Annotated in this window: 30 protein-coding genes; all 30 read left to right on the top strand. The window is 68.7% G+C overall.

Going from position 1 to position 17,289, the window contains the following annotated elements; translation table 11 throughout:
- Positions 1–66: 66 nt before the first annotated feature.
- The 30 genes from tuf (at position 67) to ACFEMC_RS17800 (ending at position 17,259) form a co-directional block, all read left to right on the top strand.
- The gene (gene tuf, locus ACFEMC_RS17945) at positions 67–1,260 is read left to right on the top strand and encodes an elongation factor Tu (protein WP_380170889.1); all 1,194 of its coding nucleotides are present in this window, start codon (positions 67–69) and stop codon (positions 1,258–1,260) included.
- Between the two features lie 451 nt (positions 1,261–1,711).
- On the top strand, positions 1,712–2,020 hold the full coding sequence (gene rpsJ, locus ACFEMC_RS17940; RefSeq protein ID WP_012084982.1) for a 30S ribosomal protein S10: 309 nt from the start codon (positions 1,712–1,714) through the stop codon (positions 2,018–2,020).
- Positions 2,021–2,033: 13 nt separating this feature from the next.
- Positions 2,034–2,693, top strand: a complete 660-nt coding sequence (gene rplC, locus ACFEMC_RS17935) for a 50S ribosomal protein L3 (RefSeq protein WP_380170888.1) — start codon at positions 2,034–2,036, stop codon at positions 2,691–2,693.
- A gap of 5 nt (positions 2,694–2,698) precedes the next feature.
- Positions 2,699–3,403: a 50S ribosomal protein L4 gene (rplD, locus tag ACFEMC_RS17930; protein WP_380170887.1), complete on the top strand. Its 705-nt coding sequence runs from the start codon at positions 2,699–2,701 to the stop codon at positions 3,401–3,403.
- Positions 3,400–3,711, top strand: a complete 312-nt coding sequence (rplW, locus tag ACFEMC_RS17925; protein ID WP_380170886.1) for a 50S ribosomal protein L23 — start codon at positions 3,400–3,402, stop codon at positions 3,709–3,711. Before rplD ends, rplW begins: the two co-directional genes overlap by 4 nt.
- A gap of 55 nt (positions 3,712–3,766) precedes the next feature.
- A complete protein-coding gene (rplB, locus tag ACFEMC_RS17920; RefSeq protein ID WP_367636832.1) occupies positions 3,767–4,603 on the top strand; it encodes a 50S ribosomal protein L2 in 837 nt (278 codons plus the stop codon).
- A 15-nt stretch (positions 4,604–4,618) separates the two neighbouring features.
- Positions 4,619–4,900 carry a 30S ribosomal protein S19 gene (gene rpsS, locus ACFEMC_RS17915; RefSeq protein ID WP_367636833.1) on the top strand — a complete coding sequence of 94 codons (282 nt, stop codon included), beginning with the start codon at positions 4,619–4,621 and terminating at the stop codon, positions 4,898–4,900.
- Positions 4,901–4,956: 56 nt separating this feature from the next.
- Positions 4,957–5,337 carry a 50S ribosomal protein L22 gene (gene rplV, locus ACFEMC_RS17910; RefSeq protein WP_366172914.1) on the top strand — a complete coding sequence of 127 codons (381 nt, stop codon included), beginning with the start codon at positions 4,957–4,959 and terminating at the stop codon, positions 5,335–5,337.
- Positions 5,337–6,140, top strand: a complete 804-nt coding sequence (rpsC, locus tag ACFEMC_RS17905) for a 30S ribosomal protein S3 (protein WP_367636834.1) — start codon at positions 5,337–5,339, stop codon at positions 6,138–6,140. The genes rplV and rpsC overlap by 1 nt, the downstream gene beginning before the upstream one ends.
- A gap of 3 nt (positions 6,141–6,143) precedes the next feature.
- A complete protein-coding gene (rplP, locus tag ACFEMC_RS17900; RefSeq protein ID WP_366172910.1) occupies positions 6,144–6,560 on the top strand; it encodes a 50S ribosomal protein L16 in 417 nt (138 codons plus the stop codon).
- Position 6,561: 1 nt separating this feature from the next.
- Entirely contained in the window at positions 6,562–6,810 is a 249-nt protein-coding gene (rpmC, locus tag ACFEMC_RS17895; protein WP_366173018.1) for a 50S ribosomal protein L29, read from the top strand.
- Positions 6,807–7,100: a 30S ribosomal protein S17 gene (gene rpsQ, locus ACFEMC_RS17890; RefSeq protein WP_380170885.1), complete on the top strand. Its 294-nt coding sequence runs from the start codon at positions 6,807–6,809 to the stop codon at positions 7,098–7,100. Before rpmC ends, rpsQ begins: the two co-directional genes overlap by 4 nt.
- A gap of 130 nt (positions 7,101–7,230) precedes the next feature.
- A complete protein-coding gene (rplN, locus tag ACFEMC_RS17885) occupies positions 7,231–7,599 on the top strand; it encodes a 50S ribosomal protein L14 (protein WP_012084971.1) in 369 nt (122 codons plus the stop codon).
- A 2-nt stretch (positions 7,600–7,601) separates the two neighbouring features.
- Complete coding sequence (gene rplX, locus ACFEMC_RS17880; protein ID WP_106209611.1) at positions 7,602–7,973, top strand: 50S ribosomal protein L24; 372 nt, start codon at positions 7,602–7,604, stop codon at positions 7,971–7,973.
- Positions 7,973–8,542, top strand: coding sequence for a 50S ribosomal protein L5 (gene rplE / locus ACFEMC_RS17875; protein WP_380170884.1), 570 nt, complete (start codon positions 7,973–7,975; stop codon positions 8,540–8,542). Before rplX ends, rplE begins: the two co-directional genes overlap by 1 nt.
- A gap of 2 nt (positions 8,543–8,544) precedes the next feature.
- Positions 8,545–8,730 (top strand): type Z 30S ribosomal protein S14, encoded by a 186-nt coding sequence (locus ACFEMC_RS17870; RefSeq protein WP_380170883.1) that lies wholly within the window; start codon positions 8,545–8,547, stop codon positions 8,728–8,730.
- A gap of 97 nt (positions 8,731–8,827) precedes the next feature.
- Positions 8,828–9,226, top strand: coding sequence for a 30S ribosomal protein S8 (gene rpsH / locus ACFEMC_RS17865; RefSeq protein WP_380170882.1), 399 nt, complete (start codon positions 8,828–8,830; stop codon positions 9,224–9,226).
- 13 nt (positions 9,227–9,239) lie between these two features.
- Positions 9,240–9,779: a 50S ribosomal protein L6 gene (rplF, locus tag ACFEMC_RS17860; RefSeq protein WP_380170881.1), complete on the top strand. Its 540-nt coding sequence runs from the start codon at positions 9,240–9,242 to the stop codon at positions 9,777–9,779.
- 2 nt (positions 9,780–9,781) lie between these two features.
- Positions 9,782–10,159: a 50S ribosomal protein L18 gene (gene rplR, locus ACFEMC_RS17855; RefSeq protein WP_380176870.1), complete on the top strand. Its 378-nt coding sequence runs from the start codon at positions 9,782–9,784 to the stop codon at positions 10,157–10,159.
- A 31-nt stretch (positions 10,160–10,190) separates the two neighbouring features.
- Positions 10,191–10,850 carry a 30S ribosomal protein S5 gene (gene rpsE, locus ACFEMC_RS17850; protein WP_367636844.1) on the top strand — a complete coding sequence of 220 codons (660 nt, stop codon included), beginning with the start codon at positions 10,191–10,193 and terminating at the stop codon, positions 10,848–10,850.
- Positions 10,850–11,032 carry a 50S ribosomal protein L30 gene (gene rpmD, locus ACFEMC_RS17845; RefSeq protein WP_380170880.1) on the top strand — a complete coding sequence of 61 codons (183 nt, stop codon included), beginning with the start codon at positions 10,850–10,852 and terminating at the stop codon, positions 11,030–11,032. Before rpsE ends, rpmD begins: the two co-directional genes overlap by 1 nt.
- Complete coding sequence (gene rplO, locus ACFEMC_RS17840; RefSeq protein ID WP_380170879.1) at positions 11,032–11,490, top strand: 50S ribosomal protein L15; 459 nt, start codon at positions 11,032–11,034, stop codon at positions 11,488–11,490. The genes rpmD and rplO overlap by 1 nt, the downstream gene beginning before the upstream one ends.
- Positions 11,491–11,718: 228 nt before the next feature.
- Positions 11,719–13,020, top strand: a complete 1,302-nt coding sequence (secY, locus tag ACFEMC_RS17835; RefSeq protein WP_380170878.1) for a preprotein translocase subunit SecY — start codon at positions 11,719–11,721, stop codon at positions 13,018–13,020.
- Complete coding sequence (locus ACFEMC_RS17830; protein WP_380170877.1) at positions 13,017–13,592, top strand: adenylate kinase; 576 nt, start codon at positions 13,017–13,019, stop codon at positions 13,590–13,592. The genes secY and ACFEMC_RS17830 overlap by 4 nt, the downstream gene beginning before the upstream one ends.
- A gap of 11 nt (positions 13,593–13,603) precedes the next feature.
- The gene (map, locus tag ACFEMC_RS17825; protein ID WP_380170876.1) at positions 13,604–14,416 is read left to right on the top strand and encodes a type I methionyl aminopeptidase; all 813 of its coding nucleotides are present in this window, start codon (positions 13,604–13,606) and stop codon (positions 14,414–14,416) included.
- A gap of 217 nt (positions 14,417–14,633) precedes the next feature.
- Positions 14,634–14,855: a translation initiation factor IF-1 gene (gene infA / locus ACFEMC_RS17820; protein WP_012084955.1), complete on the top strand. Its 222-nt coding sequence runs from the start codon at positions 14,634–14,636 to the stop codon at positions 14,853–14,855.
- A 61-nt stretch (positions 14,856–14,916) separates the two neighbouring features.
- Entirely contained in the window at positions 14,917–15,030 is a 114-nt protein-coding gene (gene rpmJ / locus ACFEMC_RS17815) for a 50S ribosomal protein L36 (RefSeq protein ID WP_106209588.1), read from the top strand.
- A 187-nt stretch (positions 15,031–15,217) separates the two neighbouring features.
- Positions 15,218–15,598: a 30S ribosomal protein S13 gene (rpsM, locus tag ACFEMC_RS17810; protein WP_366172883.1), complete on the top strand. Its 381-nt coding sequence runs from the start codon at positions 15,218–15,220 to the stop codon at positions 15,596–15,598.
- Positions 15,599–15,688: 90 nt separating this feature from the next.
- Complete coding sequence (gene rpsK, locus ACFEMC_RS17805; RefSeq protein WP_366172881.1) at positions 15,689–16,096, top strand: 30S ribosomal protein S11; 408 nt, start codon at positions 15,689–15,691, stop codon at positions 16,094–16,096.
- 149 nt (positions 16,097–16,245) lie between these two features.
- Entirely contained in the window at positions 16,246–17,259 is a 1,014-nt protein-coding gene (locus ACFEMC_RS17800) for a DNA-directed RNA polymerase subunit alpha (protein ID WP_367636854.1), read from the top strand.
- Positions 17,260–17,289 lie beyond the last annotated feature (30 nt).

The following is a 17,289-nucleotide window of genomic DNA, read 5'->3' as shown; positions in this document are numbered from 1 at the left end:
AGCCAGGTCACCCACCCACCCGTTGAACCGGGTCGGGAAGAAACGACAGTCCGAGGAGGACCCCCAGTGGCGAAGGCGAAGTTCGAGCGGACCAAGCCGCACGTCAACATCGGCACGATCGGTCACATCGACCACGGGAAGACGACGTTGACCGCGGCGATCACCCGCGTGCTGCACGACAAGTTCCCGGAGCTGAACAAGGCTTCGGCGTTCGACCAGATCGACAAGGCCCCCGAAGAGCGTCAGCGCGGGATCACGATCTCGATCGCGCACGTCGAGTACCAGACCGAGGCGCGTCACTACGCCCACGTCGACTGCCCGGGGCACGCTGACTACATCAAGAACATGATCACGGGTGCGGCGCAGATGGACGGCGCCATCCTCGTGGTCGCGGCCACCGACGGCCCGATGCCGCAGACGAAGGAGCACGTCATCCTGGCCCGCCAGGTCGGCGTCCCCTACATCGTCGTCGCGCTGAACAAGGCCGACATGGTCGAGGACGAGGAACTCCTCGAGCTCGTCGAGATGGAGGTGCGCGAGCTCCTCTCGTCGTACGAGTTCCCGGGCGACGACGTCCCCGTGGTCCGCGTCTCGGCGCTCAAGGCCCTCGAGGGCGACGCCGAGTGGGGCGACAAGCTCATGGAGCTCATGGACGCGGTCGACACCGCGATCCCCGAGCCCGAGCGCGCCGTCGACCAGCCCTTCCTCATGCCGATCGAGGACGTCTTCACGATCACCGGCCGCGGCACCGTCGTGACCGGTCGCATCGAGCGTGGCGTCCTGAACGTCAACCAGGAAGTCGAGATCGTCGGCATCAAGCCGACCTCGCAGAAGACCACCGTCACCAGCATCGAGATGTTCAACAAGATGCTGGACTCGGGCCAGGCCGGCGACAACGCCGCCCTGCTGCTGCGTGGTCTCAAGCGTGACGACGTCGAGCGCGGCCAGGTCGTGACCAAGCCGAACTCGATCACCCCCCACACCGAGTTCGAGGGGCAGGCCTACATCCTGTCCAAGGACGAGGGTGGCCGTCACACGCCCTTCTACAACAACTACCGTCCGCAGTTCTACTTCCGGACGACCGACGTCACCGGCGTCGTCTCGCTGCCCGAGGGCACCGAGATGGTCATGCCCGGCGACAACACCGAGATGAAGGTCGACCTCATCCAGCCCATCGCGATGGAAGAGGGCCTGAAGTTCGCGATCCGCGAGGGTGGCCGCACCGTCGGCGCCGGCCGGGTCGTGAAGATCCTCAAGTGAGTCGACCCGTCGCGGGGGAGTGACCCCGCGGCGGACCGCTCGCTGCACACGAAGGGGTGGGTCCACTGGACCCGCCCCTTCGTCGTGGGCGAGCCCGCCCAGCACCGGTCCACTGCAGCTCGATTCGCCAAGGGCCGCCTGCGTCTGGCAGACTGTCGGGGTTGCTGCGCCGCTGGCTCGCGCCTGGATCACGATTCCACCCGATCCGGGGACCGGGCCAGGCCACCGGCCGGCAACCGCGAACGTCGAACGTCTCGGACGGGCGGCGAACGGTTCACCTGGACCTCCAGGGCAACCTGAACAGGACGACAGGACCACACCGGGCAACCGGGAGCGGGTGCAGATCGTGCGAGAGCGCGACACGCCCGACCTCGGGGGTCGGAGCCCCAGCCGGGGCGCCGCGCCGCGCGCGAGTCAGTAGCGGTACGAAGAGAGAGAGTCACACGACGCCATGGCGGGACAGAAGATCCGCATCAGGCTCAAGGCCTACGACCACGAGGTCATCGACAGCTCGGCGCGCAAGATCGTCGACACGGTGACCCGCACGGGCGCCTCGGTCGCAGGGCCTGTGCCGCTGCCGACCGAGAAGAACGTCTACTGCGTCATCCGCTCGCCGCACAAGTACAAGGACAGCCGCGAGCACTTCGAGATGCGGACGCACAAGCGTCTCATCGACATCATCGACCCGACGCCGAAGACCGTCGACTCGCTCATGCGACTCGACCTCCCGGCTGGGGTCGACATCGAGATCAAGCTCTGAGGGACTGCACACGATGAGCGACAGGCAAGTGCGAGGGGTGCTCGGCACCAAGCTCGGCATGACGCAGCTCTGGGACGCGGACAACCGCATCGTCCCGGTGACCGTCGTCAAGGTCGAGCCGAACGTCGTGACCCAGATCCGCACCACTACCACCGACGGCTACGAAGCCGTCCAGCTGGCCACCACGGCGATCGCGCAGCGCAAGGCGAACAAGCCCGCTGCCGGTCACTTCGCGAAGGCGGACGTCGCGCCTCGCCGTCACCTGGTGGAGCTGCGCACGACCGACGCTGGTGAGTACCAGCTCGGTCAGGAGGTCACCGCCGAGGTCTTCGAGACCGGCACGACCGTCGACGTGGTCGGCACCACCAAGGGCAAGGGCTTCGCCGGTGTCATGAAGCGTCACGGCTTCTCCGGCGTCGGCGCCTCCCACGGTGCGCACCGCAACCACCGCAAGCCGGGGTCCATCGGCGGCTGCGCCACCCCCGGTCGCGTGTTCAAGGGCATGCGGATGGCCGGGCGCATGGGTGCTGCCCGCCAGACCACCCAGAACCTGACCGTGCAGGCCATCGACGCGGAGAAGGGTCTGCTGCTCATCACGGGCGCGATCCCCGGTCCCCGCGGCGGGCTCGTGCTCGTCAAGAGCGCGTCCAAGGCGCGCGTGAAGGAGGCCTGAGCCAGATGTCGATCGAGACTCACGCCACCGAGAACGTCACCGTCCCGCTGCGGACGGCTGACGGTGGCACCAACGGCACCGTCGAACTGCCGGCGAAGGACTTCGCCCGTCAGGCGAACGTCGCCCTCATCCACCAGGTGGTGACCGCCCAGCTCGCGGCGGCACGCCAGGGGACCCACTCGACCAAGCGTCGTGGCGAGGTCCGTGGTGGCGGCAAGAAGCCGTACAAGCAGAAGGGCACCGGCCGCGCCCGTCAGGGTTCGCTGCGCGCCCCGCAGTTCACCGGTGGTGGCATCGTCCACGGCCCCAAGCCGCGTGACTACTCCCAGCGCACCCCCAAGAAGATGATCGCCGCTGCTCTGCGCGGTGCTCTCTCCGACCGGGTGCGCCACGACCGGCTGCACGTCGTCGAGGGCCTGGCCGCCGGTGCGGCTCCCTCCACGAAGACGGCGCGCACGCTCATCGCGACGCTGTCCGGCCGCAAGAACGTGCTCGTCGTGCTGACCCGCGACGACGAGGTCTCGCAGAAGTCCCTGCGCAACCTCGACAACGTGCACGTCCTGCCGGCGGACCAGCTCAACACCTACGACGTCCTGAAGAGCGACGACGTCGTCTTCACCCGCGCAGCCCTCGACGCCTTCGTCGCCGGCCCGCGCAAGGGTCGCAGCGCGACCGCGGTGGCGGCGGAGTCCGAAGGGAGCACCCTGTGAGCGCGCTCGGCGGAACCCAGAAGGACCCGCGCGACATCCTGCTCGCGCCGGTCGTCTCGGAGAAGAGCTACGGGCTCATCGACGAGGGCAAGTACACGTTCCTGGTGGACCCGCGGGCCAACAAGACCGAGATCAAGATCGCGGTCGAGCAGGTCTTCGGCGTCAAGGTCTCGGCGGTCAACACCGCGAACCGCCAGGGCAAGAGCCGGCGCACCAAGTTCGGTACTGGGAAGCGCAAGGACACCAAGCGGGCCATCGTGACGTTGCGCGAGGGCACGATCGACATCTTCGGCGGCTCGGTCGCCTGAGCCCCAGGGCTCGCACGACTGCCGTAGACACCTTCGAACCCGAGGAAACGCTGCAATGGGAATCCGCAAGTACAAGCCGACGACGCCGGGCCGCCGTGGCTCGTCCGTCGCCGACTTCGTCGAGATCACGCGGAGCGAGCCGGAGAAGTCGCTCGTCCGCCCGCTGTCCAAGACCGGTGGCCGCAACTCGTCCGGTCGGATCACCACCCGTCACATCGGTGGTGGCCACAAGCGCGCCTACCGCGTCATCGACTTCCGTCGTCACGACAAGGACGGCGTCGTCGCCAAGGTCGCTCACATCGAGTACGACCCCAACCGCACCGCGCGCATCGCGCTGCTGCACTACGTGGACGGCGAGAAGCGCTACATCATCGCCCCCGCGAAGCTGAAGCAGGGTGACCGGATCGAGAACGGCCCCGAGGCCGACATCAAGCCGGGCAACAACCTGCCGCTGCGCAACATCCCCGTGGGTACGGTCATCCACGCCATCGAGATCCGTCCCGGTGGCGGCGCGAAGATCGCCCGCTCCGCGGGTGCGAGCGTCCAGCTGGTGGCCCGCGAGGGCCGCTTCGCCCAGCTCCGCATGCCCTCCGGCGAGATCCGCAACGTCGACGTCCGCTGCCGCGCGACGATCGGCGAGGTCGGCAACGCCGAGCAGTCGAACATCAACTGGGGCAAGGCCGGCCGCATGCGCTGGAAGGGCAAGCGCCCGACCGTCCGTGGTGTCGCCATGAACCCGATCGACCACCCGCACGGTGGTGGTGAGGGGAAGACGTCCGGTGGGCGTCACCCCGTCAGCCCCTGGGGCAAGCCTGAAGGCCGTACGCGGCGTCCGGGCAAGGAGAGCGACAAGCTCATCGTCCGTCGCCGCCGCACCGGCAAGAAGCGCTGATAGGGAGCTAGAGCCATGCCTCGCAGCTTGAAGAAGGGCCCGTTCATCGACGACCACCTCCAGAAGAAGGTGGACGCTCAGAACGAGGCCGGTACGCACAACGTCATCAAGACGTGGTCCCGCCGTTCGGTCATCACGCCGGACTTCCTGGGTCACACGTTCGCGGTGCACGACGGCCGCAAGCACGTCCCCGTCTTCGTCACCGAGTCGATGGTGGGGCACAAGCTCGGCGAGTTCGCCGCCACGCGGACGTTCAAGGGCCACGAGAAGGACGACCGCAAGGGTCGTCGTCGCTGAGCCACCGGCTCACGCGGCACAACCTTTCGAGACCGAAACCAGGAAGCAGGACAGGGATGGAAGCCAAGGCGCAGACGCGGCACCTCCGCGTCACGCCCCAGAAGGCGCGCCGAGTCGTCGACCTCGTCCGGGGCAAGCAGGCCACTGAAGCCGTCGCCGTGCTGTCGTTCGCCCCGCAGGCGGCGGCCGAGCCCGTGCGCAAGCTCGTCGAGAGCGCCATCGCGAATGCGAAGTTCCTCGCGGACAAGCACTCCGAGGCGTTCGACCCGAACGAGTACGTCGTCAAGGCGATCCACGTCGACGAGGGTCCGACCATGAAGCGCTTCCGTCCGCGGGCCCAGGGCCGCGCCGGACGCATCCTGAAGCGCACGAGCCACATCACCGTGGTCGTGGCCCCCGCCGTCGCCGGCGCCAAGAAGACGAGGAGGACCCGCTGATGGGACAGAAGGTCAACCCGTTCGGGTTCCGACTGGGCATCACCACCGACCACCGCAGCCGGTGGTTCGCCGACTCCACCAAGACCGGTCAGCGCTACGCCGACTACGTCAAGGAGGACGTCGCGATCCGCAAGCTCATGTCCAAGGGCATGGAGCGCGCGGGCATCTCGAAGGTGGAGATCGAGCGCACGCGTGACCGCGTGCGCGTCGACATCCACACCGCCCGGCCGGGCATCGTCATCGGCCGTCGCGGTGCGGAGGCCGACCGCATCCGCACCGAGCTCGAGAAGCTCACGGGCAAGCAGGTGCAGCTGAACATCCTCGAGGTCAAGAACCCCGAGACCGACGCCCAGCTCGTCGCGCAGGGTGTCGCCGAGCAGCTCGCCAGCCGCGTCTCGTTCCGTCGCGCCATGCGCAAGGGGATGCAGACGACCATGCGCTCCGGGGCCAAGGGCATCCGTGTCCAGTGCGCCGGCCGTCTGGGTGGCGCCGAGATGAGCCGCTCGGAGTTCTACCGCGAGGGTCGCGTTCCGCTGCACACGCTGCGCGCGAACATCGACTACGGCTTCTACGAGGCCCGCACGACCTTCGGCCGCATCGGCGTGAAGGTCTGGATCTACCACGGCGACATCACCAGCCGTGAGCTCGCCCAGTCGCAGGCGCAGGCTCCGCGCGCGCCGCGTCGTGGTGAGCGCGGCGACCGTGGCGAGAGCCGTGGCCGTCGTCGTCCCACCGCCGAGCAGCAGCCTGCAGCCGAGGCTGCTCCCGCTGCCGCCCCGGCCAGCACCGGATCGGAGGCCTGAGTCGTGCTCATCCCGCGGCGAGTCAAGCACCGCAAGCAGCACCACCCCACGCGGCGTGGTGCGGCGTCCGGCGGCACCCGAGTCACCTTCGGTGAGTACGGGATCCAGGCCGTCGAAGGTGGCTACGTCACCAACCGGCAGATCGAGTCGGCCCGTATCGCCATCACGCGCCACATCCGTCGTGGCGGCAAGGTCTGGATCAACATCTACCCGGACCGTCCGCTGACGAAGAAGCCCGCCGAGACCCGCATGGGTTCCGGCAAGGGTTCCCCGGAGTGGTGGATCGCGAACATCAAGCCCGGCCGGGTCATGTTCGAGCTGTCGTTCCCCAACGAGAAGGTCGCTTCGGAGGCGCTCACCCGCGCCATCCACAAGCTGCCCGTCAAGTGCAAGATCGTGCGCCGCGAAGGTGGTGAGTGAGTTGGCCATCGGGACCAAGGGCCTGAGCGCGGACGACCTGCGTGAGTTCGACGACGCGAAGCTTGTCGACGAGCTGAAGAAGGCGAAGGAAGAGCTGTTCAACCTGCGCTTCCAGTCCGCCACCGGTCAGCTGGAGAACAACTCCCGGCTGAAGGCGGTCAAGCGGGACATCGCCCGCATCTACACGACGATGCGCGAGCGCGAGCTCGGCATCACCGAGGCGCCGATCACGAAGGAGGCTGCGAAGTGAGCGAGCAGGACACCGCCAAGACGTCCGACGAGACCACCGAGCGCGGCTACCGCAAGACGCGCCGCGGGTACGTCGTCAGCGACAAGATGCAGAAGACCGTCGTCGTCGAGGTCGAGGACCGCGTGAAGCACCCGCTCTACGCCAAGGTCATCCGCCGCACGACGAAGGTCAAGGCGCACGACGAGGTCGAGACGGCCGGTGTGGGCGACCTCGTCCTCATCGCCGAGACCCGACCGCTGTCGGCGACCAAGCGTTGGCGCGTCGTCGAGGTCCTCGAGCGCGCGAAGTGACGCACGCGTCCTCGGACGCGTTCGACCGAGGGTGGGCCGCGGTTGCGGCCCACCCCCAGATTCCATGTCCGTTCGGCCAGGCTCGCCCCCTCGCGGGTGGTCGAGAACCGGCGCGACGAAGGAGTAGAGAGTGATCCAGCAGGAGTCGCGGCTCAAGGTCGCCGACAACACGGGTGCCAAGGAGATCTTGTGCATCCGCGTGCTCGGCGGCTCCGGCCGCCGGTACGCCGGCATCGGTGACGTGATCGTGGCCACGGTCAAGGACGCCATCCCCGGCGGGAACGTCAAGAAGGGCGATGTGGTCAAGGCCGTCATCGTCCGCACCAAGAAGGAGCGTCGGCGCGCCGACGGGTCCTACATCCGTTTCGACGAGAACGCCGCCGTGATCCTCCGCGCCGACGGCGACCCGCGTGGTACCCGCATCTTCGGGCCCGTCGGTCGTGAGCTGCGCGAGAAGAAGTTCATGCGGATCATCTCGCTGGCACCGGAGGTGCTCTGACCATGGCGAAGTTGCGCATCAAGAAGGGTGACCTCGTGCAGGTCATCACCCGCGTCCGCGGGCGCAAGAACGAGGACGGCACCAAGACGTCGGACCTCGGCAAGCAGGGCAAGGTGCTCGAGGTGAACGCCGAGACGCAGCGCGTGCTGGTCGAGGGTGTGAACCGCATCAAGCGCCACACCAAGGCCCGTCCGGGTGTGGAAGGCGGCATCGTCGAGCGCGAGGCCCCCATCCACATCAGCAACGTGCAGCTCGTCGACCCGGAGACCAAGAAGCCGACGCGCGTCGGCATCCGCGAGGAGAAGGTCGAGCGCGACGGTCGCACCAAGACCAACCGCATCCGCGTCGCCAAGCGTTCCGGCAAGGACATCTGATGACCACCACCACTGAAGCGCGTGCCCTGCCTCGTCTGAAGCAGCGCTACCGCGAAGAGATCAAGGGTCAGCTGCACACGCAGTTCGCCTACCCGAACGTCATGCAGATCCCCGGCCTGGTCAAGGTCGTGGTGAACATGGGTGTCGGTGAGGCCGCGCGTGACTCCAAGCTGATCGACGGCGCCGTCCGCGACCTGACCGCCATCACGGGGCAGAAGCCGCAGATCACGAAGGCGCGCAAGTCCATCGCCCAGTTCAAGCTGCGCGAGGGCATGCCGATCGGTTGCCACACCACCCTGCGTGGGGACCGGATGTGGGAGTTCCTGGACCGCCTGGTGTCGCTCGCGCTCCCGCGCATCCGCGACTTCCGCGGTCTGTCGCCGAAGCAGTTCGACGGCAACGGCAACTACACCTTCGGTCTCAACGAGCAGTCGATGTTCCACGAGATCGACCAGGACCGGATCGACCGCGTCCGCGGCATGGACATCACGGTCGTGACGACGGCGAAGACCGACGACGAAGGCCGTGCGCTGCTGCGTGCTCTGGGCTTCCCGTTCAAGGAGAACTGACCGTGGCGAAGACCGCTCTGATCCACAAGGCCGCGCGCAAGCCCAAGTTCAAGGTGCGCGCCTACACCCGCTGCCAGAAGTGCGGTCGCCCGCACGCCGTGTACCGCAAGTTCGGCCTGTGCCGCATCTGCGTGCGCGAGATGGCGCACGCCGGCGAACTGCCCGGTGTGACCAAGTCCAGCTGGTGAACTCCCACTCCTGCACGACCCTGATCACTGAGACGCCGAAGGTCCGGCCCGCCCTGCGTGGCGCGGAAACCGCGGCGAGGAAGGGCGGACGAGCCCGATGACGATGACTGACCCCATCGCGGACATGTTGACGCGTCTGCGGAACGCCAACTCGGCGTACCACGACACCGTCGGCATGCCGTACAGCAAGCTCAAGTCCCACATCGCCGAGATCCTCCAGGCCGAGGGCTACATCGCCTCGTGGACGGTCGAGGACGCCGAGGTGGGCAAGAAGCTGACGCTGAACCTGAAGTTCGGCCCGAACCGTGAGCGTGCGATCGCCGGCCTGCGCCGCGTGAGCAAGCCCGGTCTGCGGGTCTACGCGAAGTCGACGAACCTGCCCCGCGTGCTCGGTGGCCTCGGCGTGGCGATCCTGTCCACGTCCTCGGGGCTGCTGACCGACAAGCAGGCCAACAAGAAGGGCGTGGGTGGGGAAGTCCTCGCCTACGTCTGGTGAGGGAGGAGAACTCATGTCGCGCATCGGTCGACTCCCGATCACCGTCCCCTCGGGCGTGGACGTGACCATCGACGGCTCCGCCGTCACGGTCAAGGGCCCCAAGGGCGAGCTGAACCACACCATCGCTTCCCCCATCGCGGTGGAGCGTTCCGAGGACGGGGCCCTCTCGGTCACCCGTCCCGACGACGAGCGCACCTCGCGCTCGCTGCACGGCCTCACCCGCACCCTCATCTCGAACATGGTCGAGGGTGTGACCAAGGGCTACGAGAAGAAGCTCGAGATCGTCGGCACGGGGTACCGAGTCACGGCCAAGGGCTCCGACCTCGAGTTCGCCCTCGGCTTCAGCCACCCGGTCGTCGTCAAGGCGCCCGCGGGCATCACCTTCGCCGTGGAGAGCAACACCAAGTTCTCCGTCGCGGGGATCGACAAGCAGCAGGTCGGCGAGGTCGCCGCGAACATCCGCAAGCTCCGCAAGCCCGACCCGTACAAGGGCAAGGGCGTGCGATACGCCGGCGAGCAGGTCCGCCGCAAGGTCGGAAAGGCTGGTAAGTGACCATGGGACTCTCCACCCAGAAGACCCAGAAGGGCACTGCGCCGGCGCGCAAGCGTCGCCACATCCGCGTGCGCAAGAAGGTCGTCGGCACCGCCGTGCGTCCTCGTCTCGTGGTCACGCGCTCCACGCGTCACGTGTTCGTCCAGGTCATCGACGACGCCGCGGGTCACACCCTGGCGTCGGCCTCGACCATGGAGGCGGACCTGCGCGCCAGCGGCGACGACAAGTCGGCCAAGGCCAAGGCCGTCGGCGTGCTCGTCGGCGAGCGGGCCAAGGCAGCCGGCGTCGAGGCCGTGGTCTTCGACCGCGGCGGCAACCGCTACGCCGGGCGCGTCGCGGCGATCGCGGACGGCGCTCGTGAGGCGGGGCTGTCCCTGTGACCTACGAAGTCGATGAGATGAGGAACGTCTGATGCCTGGACCCCAGCGCCGAGGCGCCGGTGCGGCCGGCGGCGGCGACAACCGCGGCGGCGGCGACAACCGCGGGAACGACCGCGGCCGCGGTGGCCGCGACGGTGGCCGCGACAACCGTGGACGGGGCGACGCGGGCGACCGCGGCAACTTCGTCGAGCGCGTCGTGACCATCAACCGCGTCGCCAAGGTCGTCAAGGGCGGGCGTCGCTTCAGCTTCACGGCCCTCGTGGTCGTGGGTGACGGCGACGGCACCGTCGGTGTCGGCTACGGCAAGGCCAAGGAGGTGCCCGCGGCGATCGCCAAGGGTGTCGAGGAGGCCAAGAAGAACTTCTTCCGCGTGCCCAAGATCCAGGGCACCATCCCGCACCCCGTGCAGGGCGAGAAGGCGGCCGGCGTGGTCATGCTGCGTCCGGCTTCCCCGGGTACCGGCGTCATCGCCGGTGGTCCGGTCCGCGCCGTGCTCGAGTGCGCGGGCATCCACGACGTGCTGTCGAAGTCCCTCGGCTCCGACAACGCGATCAACATCGTCCACGCGACGATCGAGGCCCTGCGTGGTCTCGAGCGTCCCGAGCAGGTCGCGGCCCGCCGTGGCCTGCCGGTCGAGCACGTCGCTCCGGTCGCGCTGCTGCGCGCCCAGGCTGCGGGGGTGAACGGCTGATGGGTCGCATCAAGGTCACGCAGCTCAAGTCCGGCATCGGCGGCAAGCAGAACCAGCGCGACACGCTCCGCAGCCTCGGACTCCACAAGATCGGGCAGTCGGTCGTCAAGGACGACAAGCCCGAGTTCCGTGGGATGGTCAACACCGTCGCGCACCTCGTGAAGGTTGAGGAGGTCGACTGATGGCGAACCAGGGTGACCACGTCCTGAAGCTGCACCACCTGCGCCCCGCTCCGGGGTCGAACACCGCGAAGACCCGTGTGGGTCGCGGTGAGGGCAGCAAGGGCAAGACCGCGGGCCGCGGGACCAAGGGCTCCAAGGCCCGGTACCAGGTGCCCGAGGCCTTCGAGGGTGGGCAGATGCCCCTCCACATGCGCCTGCCGAAGCTGCGCGGGTTCAAGAACCCGTTCCGCGTCGAGTTCCAGGTCGTCAACCTCGACAAGCTCGCGACCCTCTTCCCCGAGGGCGGCACCGTCGGTGTCGACGAGCTCGTCGCGAAGGGTGCGGTCCGCAAGGGCCAGCCCGTCAAGGTCCTCGGCACCGGTGAGGTGTCCGTGGCCCTGCAGGTGACGGCCGACAAGTTCTCGACCTCGGCGGCCGAGAAGATCGCGGCTGCGGGCGGTTCCACGACCGTCCGCTGACGCCCAGCACCACCGCCCACACGGCGGTAGCGGCGAGTGATCGCCTGCTACCGCCGTGTGTGCGTTTGCGGGGGGGTAGGGTCTACCAGAGCCCCACGCGTCCCGCTGGCAGCAGCGGACGGGGGACCTCGTCTCACCCGCTGTGCCCGAAGTACCCTGTTCGGCCCAACCGTCCGACCAGTCAGGAACGACTCCGGCTCCTCCGGGAGCGCGGTGCAGGAGGTCGTAGTGCTCACCGCAATCGGTCGCGCCTTCCGGACGCCCGACCTGCGCCGCAAGCTGCTCTTCACGATCGGGATCATCGTCCTGGTCCGGCTGGGCTCCTTCGTGCCGGCTCCCGGGGTCTCGTACTCCGCCGTGCAGCAGTGCATCGACGTGGCGCGGACCGGCAACGACCTGCTCGGCCTGGCGAACCTGTTCTCGGGCGGCGCGCTCCTGCAGCTGAGCATCTTCGCGCTGGGGATCATGCCGTACATCACGGCGAGCATCATCATCCAGCTGCTCACGGTGGTGATCCCGCGCTTCGAGGCCCTCAAGAAGGAGGGTCAGCAGGGGACCAGCAAGCTCACGCAGTACACGCGCTACCTGACGATCGGCCTGGCCGTCCTGCAGTCGACGACCTACGTGACGATCGCCCGTGAGCCCTCGCGCCTGTTCGGGACGTCGTGCAACGCGCAGGTGCTGCCGGACCAGAGCGTCCCGACGATCCTGCTGATGGTCCTGACGATGACGGCCGGCACCGGCCTCATCATGTGGCTCGGCGAGCTCGTCACCGAGCGTGGCGTCGGCAACGGGATGTCCCTGCTGATCTTCGCCCAGATCGCCGCGACGTTCCCGACCTCGCTGCTCGCCATCGGTCGCGAGCGCGGTTGGCTCACCTTCGCGGGGGTCGTCCTCGTCGGTCTCGTCGTCGTGGCGGCCGTCGTGGCGGTCGAGCAGTCCCAGCGCCGGGTGCCCGTCCAGTACGCCAAACGGATGATCGGCCGGCGCATGTACGGCGGCACCTCGACGTACATCCCGCTCAAGGTGAACATGGCCGGCGTCATCCCGGTGATCTTCGCGTCGTCGCTGCTCTACCTGCCCGCCCTCGTGGCCCAGTTCAACGACCCGAACGCGGCCTGGGTGGCCTGGATCACCGACCACTTCACCAAGGGCGACCACCCGCTGTACATGGCGGTCTACTTCCTGCTCATCATCTTCTTCGCGTACTTCTACGTCGCGATCACGTTCAACCCGGACGAGGTCGCCGAGAACATGCGCAAGTACGGCGGTTTCATCCCCGGGGTGCGCGCCGGACGGCCCACCGCGGAGTACCTCGACTACATCCTCACGCGCATCACCCTGCCAGGATCGCTGTACCTGGGGCTCATCTCACTGCTTCCCCTCATCGCGTTCGTGCTCTTCAATGCCAACACGAACTTCCCCTTCGGGGGCACGTCGATCCTGATCATCGTCGGGGTCGGGCTCGAGACGGTGAAGCAGATCGAGTCCCAGCTCCAGCAGCGCAACTACGAAGGGTTCTTGCGATGACACGTCTCGTCCTCCTCGGTCCGCCCGGTGCGGGCAAGGGCACCCAGGCCAAGCTCCTGTCCTCCCGCCTCGGCGTCCCCGCCATCTCGACCGGCGACATCTTCCGCGCGAACGTCGCGGAGGAGACCGAACTGGGCAAGACGGTCAAGGAGTACCTGGACGCCGGCAAGTACGTGCCGGACTCCGTCACCAACGCGATGGTGCGGGACCGCCTCCAGCAGCCGGACGCGGCCGAGGGGTTCATCCTCGACGGCTACCCCCGCACGACGGACCAGGTGCGCGAGCTCGACGACATGCTGCGCGAGATCGGCGCCAAGCTCGAGCACGTCCTGGAGATCACGGCGGACACCGACGAGCTCGTGCGCCGGCTGTCCAAGCGCGCCGTCGACCAGGGGCGCAGCGACGACACCGAGGACGTCATCCGCACCCGCCAGCAGGTCTACCTGGACCAGACCGCTCCGCTCGTGGAGGTCTACTCCGAGCGCGGCCTGCTGCGGTCCGTGGACGGGCTGGGGGAGATCTCGTCGGTGACCGAGCGCCTCGTCAAGGCCCTCGACCTGCCCGACGCCTGAGGCCGCCGGTGGTGTTCGGACGTGAACGGGTCGAGTACAAGACCCCCGAGCAGGTGCGCGCCATGCGCAAGGCCGGCCTGCTGACGTACGCGGCGTTGGAGAGCGTGCGCTCGGCCCTGCGGCCGGGCGTCACCCTCGCGGAGCTGGACGCCCTGGGGGCGGAGGTCATCCGCACCGGGGGAGGCACCTCGAACTTCCTGGGGTACCACGGCTACCCCAAGACGCTGTGCATCTCGGTGAACGAGGTCGTCGTCCACGGGATCCCGGGCGAGCAGGTCCTGGCTGAGGGCGACGTCGTCTCCGTGGACGGCGGCTGCGTCGTCGACGGGTGGCACGGGGACTCCGCCTTCACGGCGATCGTGGGGGAGCCGGCCGACCCCGCCGACGCCGAGCTCGTCGAGATCACGCGCACCGCGCTCTGGGCCGGCATCGCCGCCCTCGACGCGCGCGGCCGCGTCGGCGACGTCGGTGCGGCGGTGGAGGACGCGGTCGACGGTCGCCTCGGCATCGTGGACGGCTACACCGGGCACGGCATCGGGACGGCCATGCACATGGCCCCCGAAGTCCTGAACTACCGGGTCCGCGAGAAGGGCCCGAAGGTCAAGCCCGGCCTCGTCCTGGCCATCGAGCCCATGTGCACGCGCGGCGGCATCGAGACCGACGTCCTCGCCGACGACTGGACCGTCGTGACGTCGGACGGGACCCGCGCCGCGCACTGGGAGCACACCGTCGCCGTCCTCGACGAGGGCCTGTGGGTGCTGACGGCCCCCGACGGCGGCGCCTCCGAGCTCGCCGCGTACGGCGTCTCGGTCCCCGAGGACTGAACCCCGCCACCCGGCCCCCGCGGTCGGGTGTGCCGCTGGGCCTGGACCGAGCGCCACGACTTCGGTTGCGGCGCAGGCGAGCCCAGCGGCATGATCGCTCGATTTCGCCCACGGCGCGCCGTCGCGTAAGCTTGACCGTCGGTCCGCCATGCCTCCCGTTGGGTCCACCAGCGGGGCCGGGCTGACTCCAACCGACACTTGATGAAAAGCGGAGGACATGCCGAAGAAGGACGGCGTCATCGAGATCGAAGGCACCGTGATCGAGGCCCTGCCGAACGCGATGTTCCGCGTCGAGCTGAGCAACGGTCACAAGGTGCTCGCCCACATCTCCGGGAAGATGCGTCAGCACTACATCCGCATCCTCCCCGAGGACCGGGTGGTCGTCGAGCTCAGCCCCTACGACCTGTCCCGCGGGCGCATCGTCTACCGCTACAAGTGACCACCCACTGGCCGCCGGCCCGTCCCGAGCTCGGGGCGGGTTCAGCACGACCGGAGACACGATGAAGGTCAAGCCGAGCGTCAAGAAGATCTGCGACAAGTGCAAGGTGATCCGCCGTCACGGGCGGGTCATGATCATCTGCGACAACCTGCGCCACAAGCAGCGCCAGGGCTGACGCAGCGGATCACACCGCCGCACGACCCGCAGTCCTCGCCGAGGACGCGCACCCCATACGCAGGACCCGCCGACCGCGCCCGTCAGGGCCGGTGCGGTGACACCCCCGGTCGGAGGCCGGGGACCCGCTCGAGACGGCGGGACCGGTCCTGTGGCAGACCTCCGCGACAGAAGAGGGACCATCCCGCATGGCACGTCTCGTCGGCGTCGACCTCCCCCGCGAAAAGCGGCTGGAGATCGCGCTCACGTACATCTACGGCGTCGGTCGCACCCGCGCCCAGGAGACCCTGGCCGCGACGGGCGTCAGCCCGGACCTGCGCGTCCGGGACCTGACGGACGACGACCTGGTCGCGCTGCGCGACCACATCGAGGGCAACTACCGCGTCGAGGGTGACCTCCGCCGCGAGGTGGCCGCCGACATCCGCCGCAAGGTGGAGATCGGTTGCTACGCCGGTCTGCGGCACCGCCGCGGCCTGCCCGTCCGCGGGCAGCGCACCAAGACCAACGCGCGCACCCGCAAGGGCCCGAAGCGCACCGTGGCCGGCAAGAAGAAGGCCGGTCGCAAGTAACCAGTGCGCGGCCCCCCACCGGGTCGCCTCGCGAACCCCACGGTTCGCCCTCGAAGCCAGTCGTCGCAGTCCACCAGGAGTCCGGAGAGCATGCCTCCCAAGAGCCGTCAGGCCAGTGCGACGCGCAAGCCGCGTCGCAAGGAGAAGAAGAACGTCGCGCACGGCCACGCGCACATCAAGTCGACGTTCAACAACACGATCGTCTCGATCACCGACCCGACGGGCGCGGTCATCGCGTGGGCGTCGGCCGGTCAGGTCGGGTTCAAGGGGTCCCGCAAGTCGACCCCGTTCGCCGCGCAGATGGCCGCCGAGGCGGCCGCCCGTCGTGCGCAGGAGCACGGCATGCGCAAGGTCGACGTCTTCGTCAAGGGCCCGGGTTCGGGCCGCGAGACCGCGATCCGCTCGCTGCAGGCCACGGGCCTGGAGGTCGGCGCGATCCAGGACGTGACCCCCAGCCCGCACAACGGCTGCCGTCCGCCCAAGCGTCGGCGCGTCTGACGAGGGTGCGGCCCTGACCCCCGCCCGCGCGGCGGGGGTCGGGGCCGTCCCGATCGGAACCTTGTTCTAGCAGTCAGACCCCGTCGGCGGACCGATGTCGACGGGCGTGCGGGGCGTCATATGGCGGACGCCCGCGGGAAGGAACCTCCGTGCTGATCGCACAGCGCCCCACCCTCACCGAGGACGTCGTCGACGAGTACCGCTCGCGCTTCGTCATCGAACCCCTCGAGCCCGGCTTCGGGTACACCCTCGGCAACTCGCTGCGCCGCACCCTGCTGTCGTCCATCCCGGGCGCCGCGGTGACGAGCCTGCGCATCGACGGTGTGCTCCACGAGTTCACCTCCGTGCCGGGTGTGAAGGAGGACGTCACCGAGATCGTCCTCAACGTCAAGAACCTCGTCGTCTCCTCCGAGCACGACGAACCCGTCGTGATGTACCTGCGCAAGCAGGGCCCGGGCGCGGTCACCGCGGCCGACATCGCCCCGCCCGCCGGTGTCGAGGTCCACAACCCCGACCTGCACATCGCGACGCTCAACGGCAAGGGCAAGCTCGAGCTGGAGCTGACGGTCGAGCGCGGCCGCGGCTACGTCTCGGCGGCGCAGAACAAGTCGGGTGAGCAGGAGATCGGCCGGATCCCGGTCGACTCGATCTACTCGCCCGTCCTGAAGGTGACGTACAAGGTCGAGGCGACCCGCGTCGAGCAGCGGACGGACTTCGACCGCCTCGTCGTGGACGTGGAGACCAAGCACGCCATCTCCCCGCGCGACGCCGTCGCCTCCGCCGGCAAGACGCTGGTCGAGCTGTTCGGCCTGGCGCGTGAGCTCAACGTCGAGGCCGAGGGCATCGACATGGGCCCCTCGCCGACCGACGCCGCGCTCGCGGCCGACCTCGCGCTCGAGATCGAGGCGCTGGACCTCACGGTCCGCTCCTACAACTGCCTCAAGCGCGAGGGCATCCACACCGTCGGCGAACTGGTCTCGCGCAGCGAGGCCGACCTGCTCGACATCCGCAACTTCGGGCAGAAGTCCATCGACGAGGTCAAGGCCAAGCTGGTCGGCATGGGCCTGCACCTCAAGGACTCCCCGCCCGGGTTCGACCCGAGCGCCGTCGTCAACGACTTCGAGGACGACGACCAGTCGTTCGCCGAGGACGAGCAGCTCTGACCGTCCGCAGCCGCACGCTCTGAGAACGCG

It is taken from the genome of Kineococcus sp. DHX-1, from assembly GCF_042473625.1.
Lineage (GTDB): Bacteria > Actinomycetota > Actinomycetes > Actinomycetales > Kineococcaceae > Kineococcus.
The sequence above is the reverse complement of the archived record's forward strand: the minus strand, read 5'-3'. Positions and strand labels throughout refer to the sequence as shown.